Source organism: Acinetobacter sp. C32I, assembly GCF_023702715.1.
In the GTDB taxonomy this organism is placed as follows: Bacteria; Pseudomonadota; Gammaproteobacteria; order Pseudomonadales; family Moraxellaceae; genus Acinetobacter.
Window position 1 is genome coordinate 504912 of sequence record NZ_CP098480.1, and the last position, 23084, is coordinate 527995.

General features: G+C 41.7%; 18 protein-coding genes. 13 read left to right on the forward strand and 5 right to left on the reverse strand.

What is annotated here, in order from left to right; all coding sequences use genetic code 11:
• Positions 1 to 70 precede the first annotated feature (70 nt).
• The 13 genes from NDN13_RS02450 (at position 71) to ahpF (ending at position 14501) form a co-directional block, all read left to right on the forward strand.
• A complete protein-coding gene (locus tag NDN13_RS02450) occupies positions 71 to 1078 on the forward strand; it encodes a quinone-dependent dihydroorotate dehydrogenase (protein ID WP_251118143.1) in 1008 nt (335 codons plus the stop codon).
• A gap of 1 nt (position 1079) precedes the next feature.
• On the forward strand, positions 1080 to 1673 hold the full coding sequence (locus NDN13_RS02455) for a CvpA family protein (RefSeq protein WP_251117042.1): 594 nt from the start codon (positions 1080 to 1082) through the stop codon (positions 1671 to 1673).
• A 24-nt stretch (positions 1674 to 1697) separates the two neighbouring features.
• Positions 1698 to 3236, forward strand: a complete 1539-nt coding sequence (gene purF, locus NDN13_RS02460) for an amidophosphoribosyltransferase (RefSeq protein WP_251117043.1) — start codon at positions 1698 to 1700, stop codon at positions 3234 to 3236.
• Positions 3237 to 3336: 100 nt separating this feature from the next.
• Positions 3337 to 5226, forward strand: a complete 1890-nt coding sequence (locus NDN13_RS02465) for a M48 family metalloprotease (protein WP_251117044.1) — start codon at positions 3337 to 3339, stop codon at positions 5224 to 5226.
• A 126-nt stretch (positions 5227 to 5352) separates the two neighbouring features.
• A complete protein-coding gene (locus NDN13_RS02470; protein WP_016543161.1) occupies positions 5353 to 6153 on the forward strand; it encodes an undecaprenyl-diphosphate phosphatase in 801 nt (266 codons plus the stop codon).
• 100 nt (positions 6154 to 6253) lie between these two features.
• Positions 6254 to 7051 carry a PaaX family transcriptional regulator gene (locus tag NDN13_RS02475; RefSeq protein WP_251117045.1) on the forward strand — a complete coding sequence of 266 codons (798 nt, stop codon included), beginning with the start codon at positions 6254 to 6256 and terminating at the stop codon, positions 7049 to 7051.
• A gap of 120 nt (positions 7052 to 7171) precedes the next feature.
• The gene (locus tag NDN13_RS02480; RefSeq protein ID WP_251117046.1) at positions 7172 to 8155 is read left to right on the forward strand and encodes a fatty acid desaturase family protein; all 984 of its coding nucleotides are present in this window, start codon (positions 7172 to 7174) and stop codon (positions 8153 to 8155) included.
• 53 nt (positions 8156 to 8208) lie between these two features.
• Positions 8209 to 8634, forward strand: coding sequence for a PaaI family thioesterase (locus tag NDN13_RS02485; protein ID WP_251117047.1), 426 nt, complete (start codon positions 8209 to 8211; stop codon positions 8632 to 8634).
• Positions 8635 to 8775: 141 nt separating this feature from the next.
• A complete protein-coding gene (locus NDN13_RS02490) occupies positions 8776 to 9768 on the forward strand; it encodes a putative solute-binding protein (RefSeq protein WP_251117048.1) in 993 nt (330 codons plus the stop codon).
• A 176-nt stretch (positions 9769 to 9944) separates the two neighbouring features.
• Positions 9945 to 10721 carry a tellurium resistance protein gene (locus NDN13_RS02495; RefSeq protein ID WP_251117049.1) on the forward strand — a complete coding sequence of 259 codons (777 nt, stop codon included), beginning with the start codon at positions 9945 to 9947 and terminating at the stop codon, positions 10719 to 10721.
• Positions 10722 to 10733: 12 nt separating this feature from the next.
• A complete protein-coding gene (locus NDN13_RS02500) occupies positions 10734 to 11858 on the forward strand; it encodes a toxic anion resistance protein (RefSeq protein WP_251118144.1) in 1125 nt (374 codons plus the stop codon).
• Between the two features lie 29 nt (positions 11859 to 11887).
• A complete protein-coding gene (locus NDN13_RS02505) occupies positions 11888 to 12808 on the forward strand; it encodes a hypothetical protein (protein WP_251117050.1) in 921 nt (306 codons plus the stop codon).
• A 127-nt stretch (positions 12809 to 12935) separates the two neighbouring features.
• Entirely contained in the window at positions 12936 to 14501 is a 1566-nt protein-coding gene (gene ahpF, locus NDN13_RS02510; protein WP_251117051.1) for an alkyl hydroperoxide reductase subunit F, read from the forward strand.
• Between the two features lie 47 nt (positions 14502 to 14548).
• Here ahpF and NDN13_RS02515 read toward each other — a convergent pair whose 3' ends face one another.
• The 5 genes from NDN13_RS02515 to dnaE all read right to left on the reverse strand — a co-directional run bounded on the left by NDN13_RS02515 (position 14549) and on the right by dnaE (position 22926).
• Positions 14549 to 16567, reverse strand: coding sequence for an esterase/lipase family protein (locus NDN13_RS02515; RefSeq protein WP_251117052.1), 2019 nt, complete (start codon positions 16565 to 16567; stop codon positions 14549 to 14551).
• A gap of 124 nt (positions 16568 to 16691) precedes the next feature.
• Entirely contained in the window at positions 16692 to 17591 is a 900-nt protein-coding gene (locus NDN13_RS02520; RefSeq protein WP_251117053.1) for an ABUW_2363 family tetratricopeptide repeat lipoprotein, read from the reverse strand.
• A gap of 113 nt (positions 17592 to 17704) precedes the next feature.
• Positions 17705 to 18517 carry a serine O-acetyltransferase gene (gene cysE / locus NDN13_RS02525; protein ID WP_251117054.1) on the reverse strand — a complete coding sequence of 271 codons (813 nt, stop codon included), beginning with the start codon at positions 18515 to 18517 and terminating at the stop codon, positions 17705 to 17707.
• A complete protein-coding gene (locus NDN13_RS02530; RefSeq protein ID WP_251117055.1) occupies positions 18510 to 19349 on the reverse strand; it encodes an RNA methyltransferase in 840 nt (279 codons plus the stop codon). The genes cysE and NDN13_RS02530 overlap by 8 nt, the downstream gene beginning before the upstream one ends.
• A gap of 13 nt (positions 19350 to 19362) precedes the next feature.
• Positions 19363 to 22926 carry a DNA polymerase III subunit alpha gene (gene dnaE, locus NDN13_RS02535; protein ID WP_251117056.1) on the reverse strand — a complete coding sequence of 1188 codons (3564 nt, stop codon included), beginning with the start codon at positions 22924 to 22926 and terminating at the stop codon, positions 19363 to 19365.
• Between the last annotated feature and the right edge of the window lie 158 nt (positions 22927 to 23084).

Here is a 23084-nt window from a genome sequence, read left to right on the forward strand (position 1 = left end):
TCAGGCATGGCGTTTTGATACGCCTATGCCTATAATACGTCTACTTGAAAATCAGTAGACTGTGATTGGTATGTTATATTCATTGGCTCGCCCTTTGTTGTTTACTTTAGCGCCAGAGCGTGCACATGAACTGACTCTCTCTATGCTAGATAAGGCCCACAAACTTGGCTTTATGCATCAGAAAGTTGCTGCAAAACCTGTAACCTGTATGGGTATTGAATTCCCTAATCCTGTGGGTCTTGCCGCTGGTCTAGATAAAAATGGTGCACATATTGACGCTTTAGCGGCATTAGGTTTTGGTTTTATCGAAATTGGGACCATTACACCACGCCCACAAGCAGGTAATCCTCAACCTCGTTTATTCCGTATTCCTCAAGCCAAAGCCATTATTAACCGTATGGGGTTTAATAATGATGGTGTGGATAAACTGATTGAAAATGTAAAAGCGTCAAAATTTAAAGGTGTGTTAGGCATCAATATCGGCAAAAATGCGGATACACCTGTTGAAGATGCCGTATCTGACTATTTGATTTGTCTAGAAAAAGTTTATAATTACGCTTCTTATATTACGGTTAACATTTCATCTCCGAATACTAAAAATCTTCGCAGTTTGCAAAGCGGTGATGCGCTGACCGAATTGTTGCAAACTTTAAAAGATCGTCAGCTCGAACTGGCAGATCAATATAATCATTATGTTCCATTGGTGCTTAAAGTCGCACCAGATTTAAGCTCAGAAGATATCCACTTTATTGCAGCGCAGTTATTGCAATTCAAAATTGATGGTTTGATTGTGACCAATACCACCTTAGGCCGTGATGGTGTGGAAAACTTGCCAAATGGGAATGAGGCAGGTGGTTTGTCAGGTGCACCGGTATTTGAAAAGAGTACCGAATGTTTAGGCCAATTTGCTAAAGTTTTGGCGGGTCAAATTCCATTGATTGGTGTCGGTGGCATTTTAGCTGGTGAGCAGGCGGTTGCAAAACAGCAGGCAGGTGCAAGCTTGGTGCAAGTCTATAGTGGTCTCATTTATACTGGCCCAACATTAGTCAAAGACTGTGTTGATGCGATGACTGTGTGAAATGAACACGCTTGATATCATCATTCTGGTCATCTTGCTCATTGGAGGGCTGAACGGTTTGCGTCAAGGATTTATAAAAGCCTTTGCGAACTTGATCGGATGGATATTCGCATTGATCATTGGGGCAAAATACGCTGTGGTGTTGGCACCTGCGATGAGCAGTCTTAGCCTAGACCCTGTGGTGCAAAAAATTGCAGCATTTGCCTTTATTGTGTTGATCATTGTGGTGTGTACATGGATTGTGTCTGCATTACTCAATGGGCTCTTGAAAAGTTTAAAATTGGGCCCATTAAATCGTTTAGCGGGTGGCGCATTTGGTTCCCTCAAAGGACTCCTGATTGTACTCATTGCCATGCAGGGTTTAGGGCCTTGGGTCGAGAGTTCACCGCATTGGAAACAGTCTAAATTCGTACAAATTTTATTACCTTACGCACCTTTGGCGACTGAATTGTCCAAAGATGCAGCAAATCAAGCTTTAAATCAAATGACATCAGAAGGTGCGTTATTACATCGCCCTTCGCAAGAAATGGACGAATCGGAACGTGCTTCTGTGAATGAGCGTTCCGATCATTCGACGAAAAATCCTTTTTATTAATCGCTAGCTTGTCGCGAGGTTGCTATGTGTGGAGTTGTTGGGATAGCCGGTAAATCACCAGTGAACCAAATGTTATTTGATGCCTTAACGATGCTGCAACATCGAGGACAAGATGCTGCAGGGATCGTAACCTGCCATCAAGGGCGTTTATTCCTCCGCAAAGATAACGGTATGGTACGCGATGTATTCCATACTCGTCATATGCGTGCATTGCTTGGAAACTATGGGATTGGGCATGTTCGCTACCCAACTGCCGGTTCATCAAGTAGCGCTGAAGCGCAACCCTTCTATGTAAACTCACCCTATGGTATTACCCTTGCTCACAATGGTAATTTGACCAATGCTGCTGAAATTCATGATGACCTGTTCAAAACAGATTTACGTCACATGAACACCGATTCTGATTCTGAAGTTTTACTGAATGTGTTTGCACATGAGTTACAGAAGATCGGTACTTTAAATCCAACACCAGAAGATATTTTCCACACCGTATCTCGTGTACATGAGCGTTGCAAAGGTGCTTATGGCGTTGTGGCAATGATCACTGGTCACGGCTTGGTTGGCTTCCGTGATCCAAACGGGATTCGTCCTTTGGTTTATGGTTCGCGTGAAACTGAGCAGGGTGTTGAATATATTATTGCCTCTGAATCAGTTGCGATTACTGCGCTTGGTTTTAAAGTCGAACGTGATATTGCACCGGGTGAAGCAGTTTTTATTGATGCTAATGGTCAGTTATTCACCAAGCAATGTGCTGCAAATCCTGAATATCGTCCATGTATTTTTGAGTATGTGTACTTTGCGCGTCCAGATGCAACCATTGATGGTATTTCTGTCTATAAAGCCCGTTTAAAAATGGGTGAGAAGCTGGCGTACAAGATTCTGAAAGAATGGGGTGAGCAACACGATATTGATGTGGTGATTCCAATTCCAGATACCAGTCGTACTTCTGCTTTAGAATTGGCGAATATTCTAGGTGTGAAATTCCGTGAAGGTTTTATGAAAAACCGTTATATCGGACGTACCTTCATTATGCCAGGTCAGCAACAACGTAAAAAATCAGTACGTCAAAAGCTAAACCCTGTTGAGCTTGAATTTAAAGACAAGAATGTGTTGTTGGTCGATGACTCAATTGTTCGCGGCACCACGTGTAATGAAATCATTCAAATGGCACGTGACTCTGGTGCGAAGAAGGTATTCTTTGCTTCTGCTGCGCCGATGGTAAAATATCCAAATGTCTATGGTATTGATATGCCAGCCAAGACAGAGTTGATTGCATCAGGCCGTACCGTCGAAGAAATTCGTGAAAATATTGGTGCAGACCGTTTAATTTTCCAAGATTTGGAAGATTTGAAAAATGCAGTGCGTACCAGCAAGGTACCTGATCTCACTGAATTTGATTGTTCAGTCTTTGATGGCGTCTATGTTGCGGGTGGTATCGACAAAGAATACCTCGATGCACTTGAGCAAAAGCGTAGTGACTCAGCGAAAAAGAAATCAGATGGCTATATCGATGTGAATATTGATGCAGCCTCAGTTGATCTTACTGGGATTAAAGAAGAGTAATCATCTTAATCTATAGAAAAGCGGGAATTTCCCGCTTTTTTATTTTATGATAGGCAGTACGGAAATCCTAACTGAAACAATGTAATCGGGAAAACTTACATTGAAAGAAATGAGCCATTATCTAATTGAAAATAAAAATATTGCATGGTCAGTCAGTTTCTGTCTTCTTGCAATGTTGCTTACTGTCTTTATTCTCAATTTAATTTTGGGGTTGGTTGTCCATTTCTTTGATTATTCACAACCAATCTGGTGGCATGTCCTCAGTCCCTATTTTATAGTCTTACTGATTTTTGTTTTAGTGTGGTCTGTCGGTGCGGAACTTTATGTACTGCGAGAAGGCGGTCATTCTCTGGCAAAACAACTCAAAGCACGTCGTTTGGTCTTTGATGAAAGTACGCCAGAAGAAAGCACCGCATTAAAAGTGGTCGAGCAGGTTGCTAAAAGCTTTGATATCGATACCCCCGCAGTCTATGTGCTCCCCGATGAAGTTGGGGTAAATGCCTTAACCGCAGGATTTAGATCACAGGATATTGTGATTATTCTGACATGGGGGGCATTACAAAATCTGGATGAGCTTGAGCTGTATGGTTTGCTCAGTTATGAATTTAACCAGATTTTATCAGGTGAAGCGGTTGAAAATACCAAGCTGAAAATTTTATATAGTGGCCTGACTACTTTTAGTCAGTGGGGCAGTAAATTGGCTCAGGCGGGCTATAACCCTTATGCGACGACTTATCGAAATAAGTTCGAAACCATCTTTGTTGCGATTGGTGGGGTAATTTGGCTGATTGGGAGTTTGGGGATTCTCATTACTCGCTGTATCAAATATCTCACTTTAAGTGGTCGTACCTTCCGCAATGATCTTAAAACCATGCGTTTGATGAATAACAATGCCAATATTCAAACCTTGTTACGGATTTATGTGCACCACTCAGGATCGCAGATTCATAGTGCTTATTCTGAGTCGATCTCACATATGTGCTTTGCTAACTCACTGAGTCCACAAAGCTGGATGAACATTCATCCGAGTATCAAAGAGCGGATTTATGAGCTGAATCCAACTTTATTACAGGACCTCCAATTAGAGAATTTAAGAAAGCTGCGTAATCGCCCTTTATTTAGTTTATTCCGTTCATTAGAAGAAGAAAGTGCCGAGCTGACATTGCCGTGGAGTTCACCACAGCCATTGCCTTTGTTGCGTTTATCTCCGATTAGTTTTGCACTCAATGATGCAATCAAACCGCTCAATCCAGAAGTACGTAAAAATAAAAAACGTCCTGAATTAATTCAGCGAGCGATGCAGACCGCAACAGGTTCGCGTGAGGTCATGGTTGCGATTTTGATGATTCGTCAATACCGTGAATTTATTCCGCAGGAAGCCCCTGTGAGCCATGCCATTGTCGATGCGTTATTAAATCTGGACGGCCGTATTCATGTGCAAATTTTCCACGATGCCTGTAAAAATATCGGGCATATGCCAACCAGCATTGCGCGTCAGTTCTTGACCAAGCTGGCTTGTATTATTCAAGAAGACGGCGAGGTGGGCTTGCTTGATGCCTTATTATTGGAACGTGTGAAACAAGAACTGAATTTAATGCCTGCACATTTGCCTGCGGCATTTGAAGATGTGAAATCCCAAATTGTGCATTTGATTGATGCACTGTTACATGTCCAACAGATTAATAGCCCAAATCAGCTCGAAGTCCGTGAACGCATTCTGCAAATGCTTCTAACAGCAGATGAAATGCAAACCTATGCCGACATTTCAGACGAGCCACTCGATTTGGCTGAGATTCTCAATGACGTTTCTGGTTTATTGTTGCGTGACCGACTCAACATTCTGTCGATTGCAGAAAGATGCCTGTGGAATGATCGAATCATTACTCAAGATGAACTCGATGTGCTAGAACTTTTGTATTGGCGTTTGGGCTTTGATACCCATGAAGTGGTTGAACAAATGCAAAAGAAAAATAGTCTGATGATTATTTAATACACCATATAGATTAATTGGAATCTGTTTCGTTAAACCGTTACGTGACAATCACATAAAGTGCTTACATTTCAGGGTAAGCTTGCCATTTATTTTACACTTGTATTACCTACTTTTGAGTAAGTTATGGAACATATTGAAATTTTAAAGGCCTTATTTTTAGGCTTTATTGAGGGTCTTACCGAATTCTTACCCATTTCAAGTACAGGTCATTTGATTTTATTTGGTCATATGATCGACTTTCATTCTGATGATGGTCGCGTGTTTGAAGTTGTTATTCAGCTTGGTGCAATTTTGGCTGTGTGCTGGCTATATCGTCAAAAGATTTTTGACTTGGTTAAAGGTTTCTTTAGTGGGGACGCAGAAGCTCGGCATTTTGCTTTTAGTGTCTTACTCGCTTTTATTCCAGCCGTTGTGATTGGTATTTTTGCAGTTGATTTTATTAAGAGTGTTTTGTTTAGTCCACTTGTAGTGGCATTCGCTTTGATTATTGGTGGTTTAATCATTTTCTGGGTTGAGTCTAAGAACTTTGACCATAAAACGACAGATGCAACCAAAATTACCTACAAACAAGCATTTTTAGTGGGTTGCGCCCAGTGTGTCGCGATGATTCCAGGGACATCTCGTTCAGGTGCAACTATTGTCGGGGGGATGTTCGCGGGCTTGTCTCGTAAGGCTGCAACTGAGTTTTCCTTCTTCTTGGCCATGCCTACCATGTTGGGGGCAGCAGTCTTTGACTTAGCACGTAATGCGGATGTATTGACGCAAGACAATATGTTGAATATCGGCGTTGGTTTTGTGGCAGCCTTTATTTCAGCGCTGTTGGTGGTGAGTGCATTGGTGAAGTTTGTGGAACGCCATACTTTGCGTGTGTTTGCTTGGTACCGTATTGTGCTCGGTATTATCTTATTGTTTGTGTTCCTATAAAAAAATAAAAATATCTCCCTTTTGGCAACTGCGAAAAGGGAGATTCTCCGCTAAAATTTTCTTTTTTATTTCTTCATTCCAGATCTGGTTCGATAGCACAATGACAATAGCAAAAATGAATGCTCGAGACTTAATTACTGATTTACTGTTAGGTCTTCAGGGACGAGCGATTTCCATTAAGCAAATTATTCTTGCGGCGCAACTTTTTGAGATTAGTGAAAACAGTATTCGGGTTGCCGTGACGCGACTCTCTAGTGATGGGGTCATTGAAGCAATTGAGCGTGGCGTGTATCAGTTTACAGTTCAATCGCATGAATGGGCCAATGTCATGCTCAATCGTAAACATGGTATTCAACAGACCAAGAAGTGGAATCAGCAATATTTAGCCGTTTTTACGGGTGAGTTGGGGCGTGTTGATCGTACAGCCTTGCATCGTCGTGAAAGAGCACTCAAGCATTTCGGTTTTAAAGAACTCGAACAAGGTATTTATCTTCGTCCAGATAACTTGGTGATTGGTTTTGATCCACTTGTCGCTGAATTAAAAAGCTCAGGTTTGGAAAGCAGTGCAAAGATTTGCCAAATTAGCCACTTTGATACCAAAACCCTAGCTGCAATTCCTGCACTTTGGTCAACACAAACTTTAAATCAGAATTACCAGAAATATAGTCAAATGATCCAAACATGGCTATCGACAGCAGATCAATTAAGTTTGGAAGATGCGGCAAGAGAGTCATTGTTATTAGGACGTCAAACAATTTCCTTATTGATGAATGATCCATTGTTGCCTGAAGGTTTTGTGGATGTTGCGTTACGGGAGCAATTTGCTCACAGTGTAGAACAGCTCGATCAAACTGGTTTAGCTGCTTGGCGTAAATTCTATGAACGCAGAATCGAGTAAATATTGATTACAAATATTACAGTTTTTTAAATTTTAATTTATTGACAGAAATATTGTGTGCTCTAAAATAAAAAATATAAAGGGTAAGATTTAAAAATAGAACAAATATAGGCTAAGGATATGAATACACGTGTTGCGATTAGTGATCTATTCACACGAGAAGAAATTACCGAACTTACCGCAAAGTCGGATTTACATGGTGGTTGGGCGGTTTTCTCGACGTGGGCCGTGATTGGTGGCACATTTGCTGCGGTAGCAAGCACTTGGGAATATTTACCTGCATGGGGTAAATTGCTCATGTGTATCGCGGCTTTGGTGATTTTGGCTGGCCGTCAATTGGCGTTGGCAATTATCATGCACGATGCATCCCATCAAAGTCTATTTAAAACCAAATGGCTGAATGACAGCTTAACCGATTGGTTGTGTGCTCGCCCGATTTGGAATGATTTACATAAATATCGTGCACATCACATGCGTCATCATAGTAAAACCTCTACGGTCGATGACCCAGATCTATCCCTTGTCACAGGTTTTCCAACTACAAAAAAATCATTGATGCGCAAGTTTATGCGAGATTTATCTGGCGTGACTGGATTTAAGTTCGCGGTCGGCCGCGTATTGATGGATGTTGAGAAAATGGAATGGACGGTCTCCAATGATCGCCGTTGGATTTCTCAAGAAGGACGACACTGGACCGATTATCCCAAAGCACTCTTAAAGAACAGTGGCGGTGCAATTGCAACCAATGCAGCTTTGTTTTCAGCCTTATGGGCAGCAGGCCACCCTAAACTCTATGGGTTATGGGTATTGGCTTATTTAACGCCATTCCCATTATTCCTACGGGTTCGTTCAATGGCTGAGCATGCTGGAATGGAGACCAGCAATAGTGCTTTAACCAATACCCGTACCACAAAGGCGGGTTATCTGGCACGAGCTTTGGTCGCACCGATTAATGTGAACTATCATAAAGAACATCATTTAATGGCAGCAGTACCATATTTTAAATTGCCACGAATGCATCAGATGCTACGTGAACGAGGGCATGTGTCTGCACCGCCTAGTTATTGGCAGGTGTTACATGAGCTTTCAGATCGAGCCGATTAGGTTGGAGCTTTTTAGATTTTTTATACATAACATGAACATCATTTGGAAAACATATGGCAATGGATAAGCAAGAAATCATTGAGTTTTTAGCACAGGAATTTCCGCAGGCATTACAAAAAAGTACCATCGAAGAGATCCCTGCTAAGGGGGCACAATTACTTTATCGTGTTGATGCAGGGGATCTGCGTCCAGGACAAACCGTTTCTGGTCCAACGCTGATGTTGATTGCTGATTATGTACTCTATATTGCCATTTTGGGGCATTTAGGACTGGTGGCGATGGCTGTCACCACCAATATGACCATTAACTTCTTTCGTAAACCCAATGGTAATCGGGATATACGGGCAGTTTGTAAGTTAATTAAGGTGGGTAAAACCTTGGTCACAGGAGAAGTCTGGTTATATTCACTTGATGATGAGGAACCTGTTGCACATGTCATTGGAACTTATGCACTACCACAAAGTTCAGCATCAACCTAAGGCGGGTAAAACGTTGAAAATACTCGCGTCAATTGAATGATTGGCTGTAAATCCGTTAAAAATAAAAATCTCGTCATAGGATCGTGTCATCAAATCAGTTGAGATAAAGAGATAAAACAAATCTTATCTGGGAAGAACGAGATGATTATTAAAAATGGTTTAATCGCTTTGGCATTATTCGGATTCGCTGCAGCAACTCAGGCGAAGCAAACGGTTTGTGTATTTGATCCAGTCGGTAAATCAGGTGATGCATTCGCATTGGCAAAGGATTATGCGCTCGAAGCTAAAAAATGGGGTGCTGATATTGATTTAAGAGCCTATGTTGATGAACGGGTCGCCGCAGAAGATTTGAAAGTAGGGCAATGTGATGGCGCGATTATTAGTGGTTTGCGTGGACGTCAATTCAATAAATATATTGGTTCTTTAGATGCGATTGGGGCATTAACTGACTTAAAAACCGCTATTCTTGCTTATCAACTGTTATCTAAACCCCAAGCGGCAAAAAACATGATTAATGGACCCTATGAAATCGCGGGTCTGGGAACCATTGGCCCTGCATATCTATTTGTAGCAGATCGGAGTATTAATACCTTAGCCAAGGCAGCAGGTAAGAAGGTGGGGGTGTTTGCTTATGACGAAGCACAACCTAAACTGGTCGCTCAAGTCGGTGCACAAGCAGTTTCCGTCGATGTGACCAATGCAGGTGCAAAGTTTAACAATCATCAGATTGATATTGTGCCTGCGCCAATCGTTGCTTACAAACCATTTGAGCTATATAAGGGATTGGGAGATAAAGGCGGCATTGTAAAGTTTCCACTGACACAAATCTCAGCGAATTTCATCATCCGAAAAGATAAATTTCCCGAAGGGTTTGGGCAGAAATCGCGTGAATGGGTGGCTGGGCAATTGGGACGTACCTTTAATATTATTGCCAAATATGAAAAGGAAATTCCAGCCAAATACTGGATGAATATTTCGCCTGAGGAGCAGGTGAACTATATGAAAATGATGCGTGAAGCCCGTATTTCTTTAACCAAGGCTGGCATTTATGATCCAAAAATGATGAACTTTCTGAAAAAAGTGCGCTGTAAGCAGAATCCGAATAGTTTTGAATGTGCGTTGAATGATGAATAGCACATGATTTAGATCATCATGAAAACCTCTTTATTGATTGTAATTCAGAGGTTTTTTGATTGATAAGTCTGCAGAAATTGTTAAAAATCATAACAACATTTAAGTATGCGAAAGCCTAAGAACATGCTACAACTAAACCTGTTCAAATTTATTTGTTCTTACGATTTCCGACTGATATGACGCTACCGCACGACTTAACACCCTTATCGCAAATTGAGTCAAATCAAGAACATATTTTAGCGATTAAGCGTAATGACTTATTGCCTTTACTCAATGACCCGCATCGCCTCAATCATTATGCGGATCATTTAGTACAAGCCCAAAGTGTCTTATTGAATGGGGTTGATCCTCAACTGAATCAACAGTTGAGTGAAGTGATTACTCAGATTATTCAGCAACTGTCTTTATCAAAAAAACATTTGGGTACACGACGTTTTAATGCACTACAAAAATGGCTCGGGATTGATATTGAGTACGATGCAGGGCAGGTGAAGTATGTCAAAGATCTTGACCGTTTAATTCATGAGGCCAATCATTTAAGCCAACGTTTGCAGATCGAAATTCAAAAATCACAGTCACGTTTACAACAGGCATTGGGTTTAAGGGAACAGATGGCGGCCTATATTCAGGCTGCTGATGAGTTTTTAAATGAATATCCTCAATTTACCAAACAGCAAATACTTGATCATTTTGTCGAGCGACTATCTAAAAAAATCAATACGTTACAAACATTGCAAAGCAGTAATGATATTGCAATGAAACAGATGCAATTGTCACAGCATTTGTCTTTTAGCCTTCTGGACCGTTTTAAAGAAGCACAACAGGTCTTAATTCCAGCATGGCAATATTATTTAAAGCAAAGTCGAGAATCTCACTCGACCGCAACACTGGATCAACTCGATAAGAGTCGAGAAGATCTCATTCAAAATTTGAAAAAATCATTACAGAAATAAGAGGGAAATATGATGTCAGATTCAGAACTTAGCAAAACATCTCATGCGCTTGAAATTAAGCCAGAGCAGCGTTTTGAGCAGTTAAACCTAAAAGACTTAGGCCTACAACCTCAAGATTTTGCTGAAGTGATGGATGCGCATAAAGAACTGGCCGATATCAGTACCACTGCAGTTGCAGAATATGGCAAAAATATTGCCAATAAGACATCGACTTATACCGATGAATTACTGAGTTTGGTTCAAAATAAGGATTTAGATACCACAGGGCAAAAGTTGAATGAGGTGGTTCAGGTTGCGCAACAACTCAATACCTCCAGTATTTTGAATAAGTCTAAAAGTTCGGGGTTTTTGGGTGGTTTACTGAGTAAGTTTAAGGGTGCCAAGCAAAATTTTGATCAGCACTTTAATACCACCAAAGAACAGATTGATGTATTGGTAAAAGAGATTGAAAGTTCGCAGTCAGGTTTAAAAGCCCGTGTGGGAACGCTAGATAAAATGTTCGATGCGGTACAGGATGAATATAAACAACTTGGTGTATACATCGCTGCAGGGCAATTGAAACAGCAAGATATTCAACAGCAGATTTCGACACTTACGACACAAGCGCAAGATCAGCAAACCACTCAACAGATCTATGATCTTAATCACTTAGCCAATAATCTGGAAAAACGAGTCAGTGATTTGCAGGTTCTACAACAATCTGCGATGCAGACTTTGCCGATGATTCGGATTATTCAGTCGAATAATTTAATGTTGGTGGATAAGTTCTATGCCATCAAGAACATTACGCTACCTGCATGGAAAAACCAGATTAGTCTGGCGATTTCATTACAAGAGCAGAAGAACAGCGTGCAGTTGGCAAAAGCCATTGATGACACCACCAACGAATTATTGCGCCGTAATGCTGAGTTATTGCATCAGAACTCTGTCGATACCGCAAAAGCCAATCAACGTTCAGTGATTGATGTGGAAACACTTGAACATGTACAAAACACCCTCATTAAAACAGTGAATGATGTGATTCAAATCCAAAAAGAGGGGATGCAAAAGCGTGTGGAAGCGACCACACGTTTGCGTGCTTTACAGGAGAGTTTGAATCATCTCGTGCTGGAGAATAGTCAGCCATCTAAATCTTGAGATGTTTTTAATCGTTGAAGGAAAGATCATTGTCACCCATAGAAGATTTTAGCGTACAACCGATTGACCAGCGTTTAGCGCTTTTAAAAAAACGTCAGCGCCATTTGATGATCTGGTTTTTACTCGCCAGTAGCTTGGTGGTTGTGACAGTTGCATCATTATTTTTGCAAAAAGAATTTATCTATCGTTTCTTTGATCTTTCCATGTATGTTCAGGCTTTAGATTTGCCCTATCATGTTCAAGAAATGGTACCTTTTAAACAACCTGCTGCGGATTACTTCTTTAGTTTGTTGTCATGGTTTGGTTGGTTGTTCCTAAAAATTTTTGTTTCATTCATTGGTGCTTTTTTATTGGTCAGTTGGGTGAAGAAATTTAAGTTTTTTCAACAGCGTTTTCAGGCGTGGTCACAACGGCTTTTGGCTTGGATCATTGCATTTATTTTGCTTTGGTCGGGTTTGAGTTATATCCAATATGATTGGAAAGATGAAACTGAACAGGCTTATCAGCAATGGATGAGTTATCAAAGTAATATCGTTGAAAGTCAAATTGCGCAAGATTTACAGCAAGCAGATATTGCTGCAACTGAAAAAGCCTACGTCTTGGCACAAGTCGCGTTGTTGCATCAGCCTATTGACCGAAAGACTGCTAATTTTTATGTTAATCAATTGATTAGTGCAGAAAAAACCAATCCAACCCAATTTGAAAGCTACGATTTTAAGCCTGAGCAATTATGGGTCATGCAACAACAGTTGTACGGTAAAAGTATGACCTCAGTCACCCAACCTTTAGATCAACGTGCGCAGCAAGCAGAGCGTATTTCGCAGATTGTAAAAGTGGTCTTATCGGGGCTGATTGTATTGGCAATTGCTTTAAGTACAATTTTATATGTACTTGCCAAAAATTTGAAAAATCGTCGTGTTCGGATTACCCAAAAGCTTGATGTCTTGTAAATCTTGATTCGGTTTATCCGATCAAACTAATAAAAACATACTGTTTTACCTATTCAGTACTTTTGCGTACTATAGCTTCATTGAATGAATTTAGCTGATTTAAAAGTCTTAGCGTTTGGAGAAATACATGTTAGATCAAAATATTAAAACTCAATTAAAAGCTTACTTAGAACGTTTAGAAAGTCCAATCGAGTTGGTTGCTGCTTTAGATGACTCCGACAAAGCTGCAAAAATTAAAGAACTCGTGACTGAAATTGCTGAACTTTCTGACCAAGTTACGGCGCGTTTTGACGGTTCAAACGCTCGCCGTCCTAGTTTTGGTGTAGCCAAAGCAGGTGAACAACCACGTGTGTTCTTTGCTGGCTTGCCGATGGGACATGAGTTTACTTCTTTGATCTTGGCATTATTACAAGTATCAGGTTATGCGCCTAAAGTCTCTGATGAAGTACTTACTCAGATCAAAGGCCTCAACTTAGGCGCGAACTTTGATGTATTTGTCTCATTGAGCTGCCATAACTGTCCAGATGTAGTGCAAGCACTCAACTTAATCGCAATTAACAACCCAAATACTACGGCAACCATGATTGATGGTGCCTTCTTCCAAGACGAAGTTGAAGAACGCAAAATCTTGGCTGTGCCAATGGTGTTCCAAGACAATCAGCATATTGGTCAAGGCCGTATGACTTTGGAAGAAATCGTTGCCAAATTGGATAGCAATTCAGCTGAGAAAGATGCAGCCGCAATCAATGCCAAAGATGCATTTGATGTATTGGTCATTGGTGGTGGTCCTGCGGGTGGTACAGCGGCGATCTACGCAGCGCGTAAAGGCATCAAAACTGGGATCGTGGCTGAACGTTTTGGTGGTCAGGTGATGGATACCATGGACATTGAGAACTTCACCACTGTTCAAAAAACTGTCGGTCCTCAGTTCGCTCAAGACATGGAAGCCCATGTCCGTGAATACGGTGTCGATATCATGAACTTGCAACGTGTCAGCAAGATCACAGGTGCAGATCAAACGGCCAATGGTCTGGTTGAAGTGGAACTGGAAAATGGTGCCAAGCTTGAATCGAAAACGATCATCTTGTCTACAGGTGCACGTTGGAGAGAAATGAATGTACCGGGTGAAGCTGAATACCGTACTCGTGGTGTCGCATATTGCCCACACTGTGATGGCCCGTTGTTCAAAGGCAAACGTGTTGCGGTGATTGGTGGTGGTAACTCTGGTGTCGAAGCAGCGATTGACCTTGCAGGGATTGTTGAGCATGTGACTTTGGTTGAGTTTGATACCAAACTTCGTGCTGACCAAGTGTTGCAGGACAAATTAAATAGCTTGCCAAATACCACCGTGATCATGAATGCCTTAAGTACTGAAGTGGTCGGTGATGGTGCTCAGGTAACGGCATTGAAATATAAAGACCGCGCCACTGAGGTTGAACACACTGTAGAACTTGCAGGGATCTTTGTACAAATTGGTTTATTACCAAACACAGATTTCTTAAAGAACAGTGCGGTTGAACTCAGTAATCGTGGTGAGATCATGATTAATGATCGCAACGAAACCAATGTCAAAGGTGTGTTTGCCGCAGGTGACTGTACTACAGTGCCGTACAAGCAAATCATCATTGCTACAGGTGAGGGTGCCAAAGCATCACTGTCTGCTTTTGATTATATGATCCGTTCTGGTGTGTAAGTTATCGCTTAAAAAAGCCCCAATGATTTGGGGCTTTTTTATTGTGTTTAGTTCTTAGGTTTATATAAACCATGATCAACAAGGTGTTCACGTAAGATACGACGTAATTCTAAAACTGCTTCTGGCGTTTCTTGAATTGAGTGACCGCCAGTAAAAATTTTCTCGGAAACAGCGCCATCTAAATGTGCACTCTTATAAGGAACAATCCCGTCTGTAATGATATTTGGATCGTCACTTTTGGTGATATTACCCATAATCGAGTGAAAAACCAGTCCATTTTCTGGTGGAATAGAGGCGGTTAATTCCATAAACTTGGATTTCTTACTGAGATCACTTGGCCCATTTTGAATCACATCATTGGTCAGGGTTTTAACGAATTCTTTTAAATCCATATCATCACTGGTGAGTGTATCTGCCAAAGTGGTCAAGAAGGTTGCAGGGAGTTTGATGATTTTACGTGCTGCCAGTGTAAACCAGCGATCGGCAAAGTCCGTTCCTTTATGTGGAGCCGCCAAGAAAATGGCACGATCAAAATTAGTAATCGGTTCCATTTTGAGTCGTTCACCAATGACAGGATGTTTGCGTAAACGCGTTTGTTGACGGCTACTCATCATGGTGAGCGCCTGTTTGGAAATATCAGCATTGCTTACTAAGAGTCGGCTGATAATGCCTCCCATACTATGCCCAATTAAAACTGCATCTTGGGCTGCTGCATCTTTATTGTTGATTGAGCCAAAAGCTTGTTTTAAGAGTGCGTAAATCTGGAAGCGACTTTCTAGAATCGGCATATTAGTGGAGTAAAACACTTGCCAGACTTGATAATGTTCACGTAGGACGGCATCACCCATAATATCATTGGTCACTGCAATCCATGCTTCAGGACTGCTGGCAAGGCCATGGACCAATACAATCACTTTCTTGTTCGGATTATAGGGTTCCAGCATATAGAGATGTGGCATGGTCAGATGCTGATCACGATCAATTAAAGTTAAATAAGCTGCTGCCCCTAAATTATTCTCAGCTAACCAAAGTCCATACGGTGCTGAGAAATTGGCTGCAAGCGAATATTCTTTCCCCGCAATACTGACTTTTTCTACGCTATAAGGGTCATAAACCTTTACTTCAAAGTTGGGATTATTTAAAACATCATTAATTGTTGCGGCTGCATTTTTGGGCTGCGCAATAATGGTCGCGGCTAAATAACGAGCTTTATGGATATTGGGATTAATGCCATTAGGGTAGTTGAAGGTTAAAGGGTCTAGAATATATTTATTTTCGCCATGGACAGCATCCGTTGAAGGAAACACTGCAACAAAATCGGAACCGAAACCATCTCGGCGGTTAATGGCTCTTAGCCCTGAAAAGTTCATGTTATAGCTGGAAATAAATTTCTCCAGCTTCATATTTTGTAAGCGTTGATAGGACTGAATATCGATAGTGTAGGTGCTTTTGCCAATCTGAATGGTGGGGCTAATGGTTTTAGAAGGGTTTCTTAAACTATGTACATTTACCAATTTGGTTAAAGCTTGATTGTAAAAGTCTCGAATCTGGACCTGACGGTTATCAAAAATGCGTTCTTGCGGCTGTCGAGCCGTTTTGAATAAATATGCATAACTATAGCGAATGCTTTTATCTAAAGCTTCCAGCTCTTGATCCAAGCATTGCTCATAGGTCTTTTGAATGGCTTTCTGTTCTTCTACTGGTTTATGTTTTGTCAGTTTGCTGATCTTGCATTCAGACGAATCTGAAATGGTGAGTGCCTTGGAAAGATATAATTCACTGGCAGTTGACAGTAATTGCTCATCCTGAATTTGCGGAATTTTGTGTAGATCTGCAATGCACTCATTTGGTGTTTGCATACAGATTTTGGCTTCTTTACCAGACATTGATAAGACATTGAGGCTGGCTTCGCTGAGCTTTTTTTGAGTCAGAATACTGTTACGTTCGTTGGCAATCGTTACATTAACTGCTTGCTGTTTAAGACTGACAACTTGGCAACCACTCATCAACATGGTGCTGCATAGAGAGATAAAAAATAAACGCTTATTGGGGGCAAATGCTAGCATGATATGTCAGCAAGTTCGTTGGGAGATTCTTGCTATAATACGAAAATCGAATGTTTTTTCAATGATAGATAAAAAAATAGACTGTACACGACAGTCTATTTTTTACAAATCTAGGCAGTTCCAATTAGTTGAGAACTTGCCATACATTCCAGCGTTTGCCTGTTTCGACTTCTTTGATCAAGCGATCAGTTACTTCAGCTTCATCCGGATAGCTAATTTTGTAGTTTTTCAAGGTTTGAATCGCATTTTTCTTCTGCTCTAACCATAAATAGTTATTGGCAGCAGACAGGTACGCTTCTTGAACACCACCTTTCATGGCTTTGTCTAAATAAGGAATCGCTTCACGTTGACCACCACCTTCAGATAAACCAAAACCAAACCAGAAATTGGTTTCAGGATCATTTGGGTTGATCGCAAGAATACGTTGCGCATAGGTTAATGATTTTGTTGTGTAGGCTGTACCTAAGTCCATGTTACGTGCCATCACACTTGCTTTAAACGCACGTGTCAATACATCTAAAGACGCATTTGGTTTTTCAGCAAGTGCATCCAACTTTTGTGTGGTTTCTTTTAACTTGACTTCATAACCTTTGCGTTCTTGACGTTCAGGAAAACGAGGTGGGTAGTGACGGGCTTTACCTTCGACCAATTGTAAGAAGTCATCAATTTCAGTCACATCAATTTCATTATCACCAGCAAGAACTGCATATTTCATGCTGCGCTGTTTGTTGTCAATGGTCGGTACGATTAGCTTATTGATATCTAGTGTGGTCGATTTGGTTGGATCACTTTGTAAAGACACTACCATTTTGGTTACAGGTTGAGCAGCAGCATCTTTAATTGCGACTTCAAAACTTGGTGGTGCATCATACTTAGTTGGATTTAAAGCATAGAATGGAGGAGTTGGATCTGGTTCTTTAAACACAAATGGTTCAGCAACCTTTTCTTTTTTAACTGGGGCGATACCACAGGCCGTCAAAAAAGAAGTTGAAAGTACAAGTAATGCCAAAGGCTTAAAATTCATGCTTTACATCCATTAATTTTAGTTAAATGAGAAGTAGATCGTTGGTTTTACCAGTCTAGGAAAAGCAAAACCAACTTGCAATGAGAAGCTTGTTACATTTCTTATATATTTGACTATGTTGCTGAAGTTTTGTTCTGAGCTTCGCACTCGCGTCTAACTTCTTCAATAATTTTAAGTTCCTCTTTACTCAATGGTTGATTTTTTGAGCTTTGCGGTTTGAAACTTGGATCAAGTTCAGACAATCGCTGGCACAGTACATTCATCTGTTTTTCATTTTTCTGCATACGATCGAGTAAAACACGAATACCTTCCAAAATTGGGTCGGACTGGTCTTGGGTCGTCGCATAAGGTTGGAAACCAATACTTTCAGCATAGTCCCGGCGGCTGGCTTCATCTTGCTCGATTTGGCTCTTGTCTTTGAAAATATAGCGGGCGGGGTTACCAACAGCGGTTACACCTTCTGGAACTTCTTTGGTAACGACGGCATTTGAACCAACCTTAGCGCCTTTATGTACCGTAAATGGGCCTAAGATTTTTGCACCAGCTCCAACGACCACACCATCTTCGAGGGTTGGATGGCGTTTGCCTTTATTCCATGTCGTTCCACCTAAGGTTACGCCATGATACAACGTGACATCATCACCAATTTCAGCTGTTTCACCAATCACCACACCCATGCCGTGGTCGATAAAAAAGCGTTTGCCAATTTTTGCACCAGGATGGATTTCAATCCCAGTGGCAAAACGGCTAAATGAAGAGAGCAAACGGGCACTGCCTTTATATTCCTTTTTCCAGAGCTCATGCGCCATACGGTGCATGATCAAGGCATGAATCCCAGGATAAGTGGTGAGAACTTCGAGCGTATTTCGGGCCGCGGGATCACGCGCAAATACAGCTTCTATATCTTCTTTTAGCTGTTTAATCATGACTATGATCCTCCGTATCTGTTTTTTTCCATGAACCTTTGGCAAGTGCCTGTACGCGACTGAAAATACCGCGCAATAAATGGTACTCCATACGATCTAATTGTATCCTTCCGAACAGGCGACGCAAGCGTAATGGCAGTAAACGGGGATTATTCGGATCAAGAAACTCGATTTCTGTCAGCATTTTTTCCAGATGGGGATAAAACTCTTCCATTTGCTGTTGTGTGACTAAAGGCTCATCCCATTCCATGCTTTGTTGCTGTTTGAGTTGCATGTGATCGACTGGTGTTTCTGTCACCGAGGTATTTTGCTCCAATGCAGCCATTCTGAGTTCATAACAGACCACTTGGATGGCTTGAGCAACATTCAATACACCGTATTCAGGATTCACTGGAATGGTTAAGTGATAATTGGCCAAAGCCAATTCTTCATTAGTCAGACCACGATCTTCACGACCAAATACAATTGCAATATGCTGTGCTTTAGTTGCAGCTTGTAGTGCTTCCTGTGCAGCAGGACGAACATCCAGTAAGGGCCATGGAATGGTGCGGCTACGTGCACTGGTTCCAAAAACCAAATGACAATCTTGAATGGCTTGTTCTAAGGTCTCAACAATTTCAATTTGTTCAATTAAATCTTGTGCACCTGCCGCCAGAGCATCGATATCGGGATGCGGATAGGTTTTTGGTGCAACCAAAACCAGTTTGGATAAACCCATGGTTTTCATGGCCCGTAAGGCGCTACCAATATTAGCTGGCAGAGTGGTATTGACCATAACAATACGCACATGATCCAAATGTTTGGACACGTTATTTGAGTCAAACAGGTTCATATATCATCCAAAATTAAGAATATTGAGAGACATCCGCTTGATAAAGATCAAGCGCTTCATCCATCGACATATTGTCTGGTGGTGGTGCGATTGTCGCAACTTTCGGTGCTTCAGCGACTTTGGCAGCTTTTGATTTCACTTGATATTCGATAAAGATCGATTCTTTACCAAAATAATCGCGTAGCTTACCTAGAAGTTCATCCAATGGCGCTACTTTCCATTGCGGGCCGAGATGGAGTTCTGCATTGGCAAAGCTTTGTTGTAGCTGAATTTGTAGTCCAATATGCTGGCACATATCGACATTGCAATAAGGCAAGAGAATATTTTGTAAATCTTTGGCCAAAGATTTGGTCATCAGGTCTTGTGGTAGGCGAACCTGAATGCTTTGTGCGCGTTTCTGGCGGATTTCATTTAAGTTGAACGCTTTGCTGAGGCGTGCCATTGGACGGTCAAAACCTTCACGTTCATAAATTTCACCCTCAATTACTACAACTTGTTCTAAGCGAACAATGTCTTTATAACGCTGGAAACGTTCGTGGTTACAGCTGATCTCTACACGGGCCGTACCATCATCCAGTGTGATCATGATACGGTTCGGGAAGTTGGCAATATCCACCACCAGACCCGCAAAAACCGTAGTAACACCTCGGCGAGTCGGTGTCAGTTCATTCAGTTTTGCTGGGATAAACGATTTTAATTCAGGACGATACACATCGATTGGATGGCCTGTGAGGTAGAGACCAAGTGTATCTTTTTCACCTTTTAAGCGAACTTCATCTGACCATGGTTTGACAGGTTTAGCAGGTTTGCGCTGAACTTCTTCAACTTCACCAAACAGATCCATAATCCCTGTTTCGCGGTTGCTGCGTGCTTGTTCAGCCGCTTGTACTGCTTCAGGTAACTGTGCCATCAGGCTAGAGCGTTCAATCCCAAGACAATCCAGTGCACCCGCACGTATCAGGGCTTCTAATGTACGTTTATTGATTTTTTTCAAATCAATACGATGGCAGAAGTCAAATAAATCTTTATATGGACCTTCATTAATCCGTGAATCGATCACCGATTGCATCGCTTGTTCGCCGACACCTTTGATTGCGCCTAAACCATACACAATGGTTGCTTCATCGCTGGCGTGGAAGTGATACAAAGACATATTCACGGAAGGGGGCAGCACTTCGAGTTTGTTATTACGACAGTCATCAATCAAGAAGACGATACTGTCGGTATTCTGCATTTCCGAGGATAAAACAGCCGCCATAAACTCAGCAGGATAATGTGCTTTTAACCAAGCGGTATGGTAGGCAACTAGGGCATAGGCTGCAGCATGGGATTTGTTAAAACCATAGCCGGCGAACTTTTCCATATAGTCGAAGATATGGTTGGCTGTTGCTTCATCAATCTCTTTTTTAGCAGCACCTTCAATAAAGATTTGGCGCTGTTTGACCATTTCTTCAGGCTTCTTTTTACCCATGGCACGGCGGAGTAAATCCGCGCCACCGAGTGTATAGCCAGCACAGAACTGTGCGGCCTGCATCACCTGTTCCTGATAAACCATAATCCCGTAAGTGGGTTCTAATACGCCTTCAAGCAATGGATGCAGATATTCAAATTCACCGCCATGCATACGGTGAATAAAGTCTGGAATCAGATCCATCGGGCCGGGGCGATACAAGGAAACGAAGGCAATAATTTCTTCGAACTTGCTTGGTCTTGCTTCCTTCAACATCTTTTTCATGCCGACGGATTCAAACTGGAACACGGCTGTAGTGTTTGCTTCCGCAAAGACTAAATAGGCGTCTTTATCGTCAAGTGGGACATTGGAAATATTCAGTGGAATTTCAGATCTGATGCGTTTATTAATATTTTGAATCGCATCTTCAATGACGGTTAAGTTACGTAAGCCCAAGAAGTCGAACTTGACCAGACCCGCAGCTTCAACATCATCTTTATCGTATTGCGCAACACGGTTGGTGCCATCGGCATCACACAGGACTGCGGAATAATCGGTAATTTTCCCTGGCGCAATAACAACACCACCCGCATGTTTCCCTGTATTACGGGTGATCCCTTCGAGTTTGAGTGCCATTTCCCAGATTTCAGCCGCATCGTCATTGTCAGGGTTGGATGGGTTGGTGACGATATCTTTAAGCTGTGGCTCCATGTCAATCGCTGTGACCAAATCGACACCCAGCGGTTTAGTTGGAATCATTTTGGAAATACGATCAGCAAGACCATAAGACTTACCCAAGACCCGTGCCACATCTCGAATCGCACCTTTTGCCGCCATGGTACCGAAGGTGGCAATCTGTGATACCGCTTGGCGACCATAGTTCTGTGCCACATATTCAATCACACGGTCACGACCTGCAATACAGAAATCGACGTCGAAGTCGGGCATCGAAACACGTTCTGGGTTCAAGAAACGTTCAAACAGCAGATCATAACGTAAGGGGTCAAGGTCGGTAATTTTTAAACTATAGGCGACAAGAGAACCAGCACCTGAACCACGACCGGGTCCGACAGGTACCCCATTGTTTTTCGCCCATTGGATAAAGTCCATGACGATCAGGAAGTAACCTGGGAATCCCATCTTGAGAATAATATCGACTTCGTATTTAATCCGCTCATCATAAGGTTTGCGAATTTCGGCCCAATCCTCATCCCGTTCTTCAATTGGATAAAGATGGGTTAAACGTTCTTCTAAGCCTGTACGAGATAAATGCTCGAAATAAGTGTCGATGGTATAGCCATCAGGAATCGGGAAGTCTGGTAAGAAATAGGTGCCGAGTTGCAAGGCAACATTACAGCGTTTTGCAATTTGATAAGTGTTTTCAATCGCGCTTGGAATGTCTGAGAACAGCTCAGACATTTGCTCGCCGGTTTTAAAGTATTGTTCAGTGCTGTAGTTTTTGGGGCGTTTATCATCACCTAAGACATAACCATCAGCAATACATACCCGTGCTTCATGGGCTTCAAAATCGTCTTGTTCAACAAAGTGCACATCGTTATGTGCGACCACACCAATTTGATATTTGGCAGCGAGCTTGACTGCTTGCTGAATGAAATCTTCTTCACCAACACGTTCAGTGCGTGTTAAGGCCAAATAGACACGGTTACCAAACTTCTCAATCCATGCTTCTAATAAAGGCTCGGCTTTTTGTGGATTGGAAGAGCAGAGCATTTTACCGACATCACTATGCTGTCCAAGCAAGACGATTAGATCATCGGATTGCTCAAGTACCCATTCTTTTTGCACGCATGGAATACTGAGTTGTTGACCTTCAATAAAGCCACGTGACACGATTTCAGTCAGATTCAGCCAACCTTTACTGCTTGTTGCCAATAAAGTTGCACGGTGTTCTGCATCGTTGAGTCGAATCACGCTACCTAAGATCGGTTTAATGCCTTTTTTTAAGCATGCTTCATAAAACTTGACTGCAGCATGTAGGTTGGATAAGTCGGTGAGTGCTAATGCAGGCATCTCATCTTTTATGGCAGCTTTGACCAAATCAGGTATGCGAACAATCGATTCTGTGATCGAAAATTCTGTGTGGATACCGAGATGAACAAACCGCATAGAAGGACTATCCTTTTTCAAAGCAACGCATAGTTTAGCATGCAAACCGAAAATGACATGCCTAATATTTTGGCAAACCGTGTTTTTGCTTTGTTATTTTTATAAAATATTAAAAATTAGTTTTTGATTTTTATGTGAATATAAATATTGGTTTACAT